Below are 4523 nucleotides of genomic sequence, written 5' to 3'. Positions count from 1 at the left end.
CGAGTTCGAGACCGTCTACGCTGACCAGACCCTGGCCCTCGCGGCCTGACTCATCAAAGAAGACGTGTCAACCGTTCCTGGGGCAGTCCCGATCACGATCTTGGCCTGTTCGAAAGTCATACCGCTCACAGTGCCCCCGCGAGCGAGCCGGGATCTTGTACGTTCTTGACATGGGTTCGCTCGGTTCGGTCTCGGCCTCCGCCTCGGCCGCAGACGCGGCGCCGGACGTGGTGCGCGCCTGGCGGCCGGGGATCGCCGGCGTCGCCGAGGTGCTGCACGCCGCCTGGCACGAGCACGCCTACCCCGCCCACACGCACGACACCTGGACCGTGCTGGTCGTCGACAGCGGGCTGATCGGTTATGGCCTGGACGGTCACGAGCACGCGGCCCAGCACACCGGCGTGACCGTGCTGCCGCCGGGCGTCGTGCACGACGGCCGGTCCGTGACCACTGCGGGCTTCCGCAAGCGCGTCGTCTACCTGGAGCCGGCGGTGCTCGACGACGGCCTGGTCGGCCGGGCCGTCGACGCGCCCCTCGTCCTGGACGACGCGCTCCGCGCCCGCTTCGTCGGCCTCGACCGGGCCCTCACCGTGCGCGAGGACCTCGCCGCCGAGAGCCTGCTCGCCCTGGTCACGGAGGGTCTGGCCTGGCACCTCTCCGGTCGCCCGACGCCGCCGCGCGAGCCCGCCACCGCCTCGACCGCCCGGCGCGCCCGGGACCTGCTCGACACCGACCCGGCACGGCCCGTCCGGCTGACCGACGTCGCCGCCGAGCTCGACGTCACCGTGCCGCACCTGGTGCGGGCGTTCACCCGCGAGGTCGGTCTCCCGCCGCACCGGTACCTCGTGGGGCGGCGCCTGGACCTGGCCCGCCGTCGGCTGCTCGCGGGTGAGCCGGCAGCCGACGTCGCGACCGCCACCGGCTTCTACGACCAGGCCCACCTCACGAGGCACTTCCGCCGTCTGCTCCGCACCACCCCGACCCGCTACCAGCGCGGACCGGCGTGAGGTTCCGGGCCTCCGCGTGCGCCGTCCCCCTTCCCTTCGAGGCCTAAGTTTCTTCGCTTTGAGCCACCTCAAAGCGAAGAAACTTAGGCCTCGAAGGGGAGATGTCACACACGCGCGGTCCAGGGAGAGCGTGCGGCGCGCCCGCCGTCCGGAAGAATGGGATCTCGTGACCGAACCCACCCTCTTCGACCTGCCGCCGGGTGCCCGGCGTCCCCGGGCACGGGTCGTGCTGCTGACCGGGCCGTCAGGATCCGGCAAGACCTCGCTCACGCGGCGGCTCGGCCTGCCCGTGGTGCAGCTCGACGACTTCTACCTCGACATCGACCACCCGGGACTGCCGCAGCGGTACGGGAGCGTGGACTGGGACAGCCCGGCGACCTGGGACGGCAAGGGTGCGCTCGCAGCGCTGCACGAGCTGGCCACCGAGGGTCGCGCCGACGTCCCCGTGTACGACATCCCGACGTCGCGCCGGACCGGGATGCGCCGGCTCGACATCGGTGACTCGCCCCTGATCCTGGCCGAGGGCATCTTCGCGGCCCACCTCGTCGACGAGTGCCGTGCCGAGGGACTGCTCGCTGACGCGATCTGCCTGTCCCGTCCCCGGCTGATCACCTTCTGGTTCCGGTTCCTGCGGGACGTCGCGGAGGCACGCAAACCGATCATCACGTTGCTGCGCCGCGGTACCTCGCTCCTTCGCGCGGAGCCTGCGATGATCGAGCGGTGGGTCGCGCTGGGTTGCCGCGAGGCCTCACCCGCTCAGGCGGAGAAGGACATCCGCGGCCTGCTTGTTCAAAAGTCCTCGAACGCGTAATCCACGTGTAACCGGATTGCCATGTAGCCCACACGCGTGGGACTCACCCTGGGCACAGGAGGTGGTGTCTGTGATCCAGCGCAACGGCTTGCGTGTGCTCTCGCTGTACGAGGGCTTTTTCAGCGGCGGGGCTCGTGTCCTGCACTCGACTGTGGTCGCCGGTCTGCATCAGGGCGGCCGTCAGCAGCATTCCGTGCTGAGCCTGCACCACGAGGTCCGGCGTGAGGCCACCCTCCAGCGGATGGAGGACGATCCCCGCTACCGCGCCCTGCGCGCCGCCGGCGTCCGCATCGGCTCCCTGGGCCGGAGCACCGACGCCGGCCACGACCCGCGCGTCTTCTCCGAGACCGAGCTCCGGGCCGCGGTCCACCAGGCCGCCGGCTCGCACGTGGTGCTCTCGCTCAAGGAGCAGCCGCTCCGGCTCGTGAACCAGGACGCGTTCCCTGACCGCCCGGTGATCGCGTGCCTGCACCGGTCCGACCCGGAGCACCAGGGCGACGCGCTCGGTGACCTCCTGACGGCTGCCGATCGCGGCCGGCTCGCCGCCGTCGTCTGCTGTGCGGAGTCCACGCGGGACGCCTACCGCGAGGCCGGCGTGCCCGCGGACCTGCTCCGCGTGGTGCCGAACGGTATCAACCTCGCCCGGTTCCGGCCGGTCCAGGGCGCGCGCCGGCTCGCCTTGCGTGGTGCGGCCGGCGTGCAAAGCGACGCGACCGTGGTGGTCTACGCCGCGCGGTACGACGAGATGAAGAACCCCGAGCTCTTCCTCCGGTCCGCCCGCACGTTCCTCGAGCTCGAGCCCGGCGGCCACGTCCTGATGTGCGGCGCCGGGATGAGCGCGGCCAACCCCGACCTGCGGAACGACCTCGCCCGCATCTTCGGCGACCGGCCCGACCTGCTCGGGCGCCTGGACCTGCTGGGTGTACGGCACGACATGGAACTGGTCTACGCGACGGCCGACGTCGTCGCCCTCACCTCGACGTTCGGCGAGGCGGCGCCGCTGTGCCTCATCGAGGGCTCGATGTGCGGGGCCGTTCCGGTCACCACACCCGTGGGCGACGCGCCGTCGATAGTGGAGCGCATCGGGTTCGTGACGTCGTTCGAGCCGGCCGAGATCGCCGCCACCTGGATCGAGGCAGCGGCCCGGCGCGCCGAGCTGGAGTCCGCGCGGACCGCCGTCCGGCCCCGGTTCAGCCACGTCCGGATGATCGCCGGCTACGCGAGCATCATCGAGCGCACGCACCGCGAGGCGACCCTGAGGCCGGCCCGGGTCTGACCGCCCGGCTTCGCCACGTGTGGTCGGCAGAAGGTCAGGTGGTCGGCATTCCGAGGCATTCCGAGGCATTCCGAGGTACCTACTACGTGACGTTCTGCCGATCACCCGGCGTGGGAACCCGGTGTGGGCACCCGGCGACCGTCCGGACACGGCAAGATGACCTCATGTCCGACGCCCCCGTCACCCTGAGCCAGGTCGCCCGCGAGGCCGGTGTCTCGCTCGCCACGGCGTCGCGCGCCATCAACGGGAGCGCCACGCGCAGCGTCCGCCAGGACCTGCGCGAGCGCGTCCTGGAGACGGCACGCCGCCTCGACTACTCACCGGACCCGAGCGCCCAGGCCATGGCCCGCGGCCGGACGTCGGCCCTCGGGCTCGTGGTGCACGACATCGCCGACCCGTACTTCTCGACGATCGCGGCCGGAGTGACGCGCGCCGCCGAGCGCGAGGGCCTCATCGTCACGCTCTCCTCCACGGAGCACAGCCCGGGGCGCGAGCTCGCCTTCGTCGAGCTCGCGCGGCGTCAGCGGTCGCGCGCGATCATCCTGGCGGGCAGCCGGGCCGTGCTGCCCGGGGTCCTTCCGGGGGTCCCCTCGGGGCCCCCCTCGGGCGAGGCCGCCGCCCGGATGGAGAGCGACGCCAAGGCCCTGGAGTCCGCACTGACCTCCTTCCGGGAGGCCGGCGGCGGCGTCGCGACGATCGGGCAGGGCGTCGGCGACCTCCCCGTCGTGGAGATCGACAACGCGGGCGGCGCGGGAGACCTCGCGCGAGCGCTCCACGAGATCGGGTACCGCAGCTTCGGGGTGCTCACCGGACCGACCGGCCTGCGCACCGCGGCCGACCGGACCACGGGCTTCCTCGACACGCTCGCCGCGCTGGGCTGCCCGGCACTCGACCGGGACGTGGTGGACGGCGCCTTCACGCGCGACGGCGGCTACGACGCCATGACGAGGCTGCTCTCACGCACCGGCGCCGCGACGGCCGACCCCGAGCCGAACCGGCCCGAGGTGGTGTTCGCCGTCAACGACGTCATGGCGGTGGGCGCGATGGCGGCCGTCCGCGACGCGGGCCTCAGCGTGCCCGACGACGTCGCGGTGGCCGGCTTCGACGACATCCACACCCTGCGCGACGTGTCCCCAGGGCTCACGACCGTGCGGATCCCGCTGGACGAGGTCAGCGAGGCGGCGACCATGCTGGCCCTGGGAGCCGCGGCGTCCGGCGCGGTGGTGCGGGGCGAGGTCGTCCTGCGGGACTCGACCCCGCGGCGCTAGGGGACCTGGGGCGGCCTCGCGAGGTCGGCAGGTTGCATCCAGGTCGTGACTTTGCATCGAGGTCGGCGCCGGTCTTTCCAGCCGTCGGCGCTGGTCCAGGAGACCCGCGCCATGTGGTCCGTGAACACCGTCCCGAACTTCGGAGCACGGAGCGCCTCGGC

At 72.6% G+C, this 4523-nt stretch carries 4 protein-coding genes; all 4 read left to right on the top strand.

What is annotated here, in order from left to right; all coding sequences use genetic code 11:
- Positions 1 to 170: 170 nt before the first annotated feature.
- The 4 genes from AB0F40_RS27280 to AB0F40_RS27265 all read left to right on the top strand — a co-directional run bounded on the left by AB0F40_RS27280 (position 171) and on the right by AB0F40_RS27265 (position 4362).
- Complete coding sequence (locus tag AB0F40_RS27280; RefSeq protein WP_357475427.1) at positions 171 to 1007, top strand: AraC family transcriptional regulator; 837 nt, start codon at positions 171 to 173, stop codon at positions 1005 to 1007.
- Between the two features lie 166 nt (positions 1008 to 1173).
- Positions 1174 to 1818, top strand: a complete 645-nt coding sequence (locus tag AB0F40_RS27275; RefSeq protein WP_357475425.1) for an ATP-binding protein — start codon at positions 1174 to 1176, stop codon at positions 1816 to 1818.
- A 70-nt stretch (positions 1819 to 1888) separates the two neighbouring features.
- Positions 1889 to 3094, top strand: coding sequence for a glycosyltransferase (locus AB0F40_RS27270; RefSeq protein ID WP_357475423.1), 1206 nt, complete (start codon positions 1889 to 1891; stop codon positions 3092 to 3094).
- Between the two features lie 164 nt (positions 3095 to 3258).
- Entirely contained in the window at positions 3259 to 4362 is a 1104-nt protein-coding gene (locus AB0F40_RS27265) for a LacI family DNA-binding transcriptional regulator (RefSeq protein WP_357475421.1), read from the top strand.
- Positions 4363 to 4523: the final 161 nt, after the last annotated feature.

It is taken from the genome of Promicromonospora sp. NPDC023987, assembly GCF_040639055.1.
In the GTDB taxonomy this organism is placed as follows: Bacteria; Actinomycetota; Actinomycetes; order Actinomycetales; family Cellulomonadaceae; genus Promicromonospora.
This window is presented reverse-complemented; position numbering and strand designations above follow the sequence as displayed.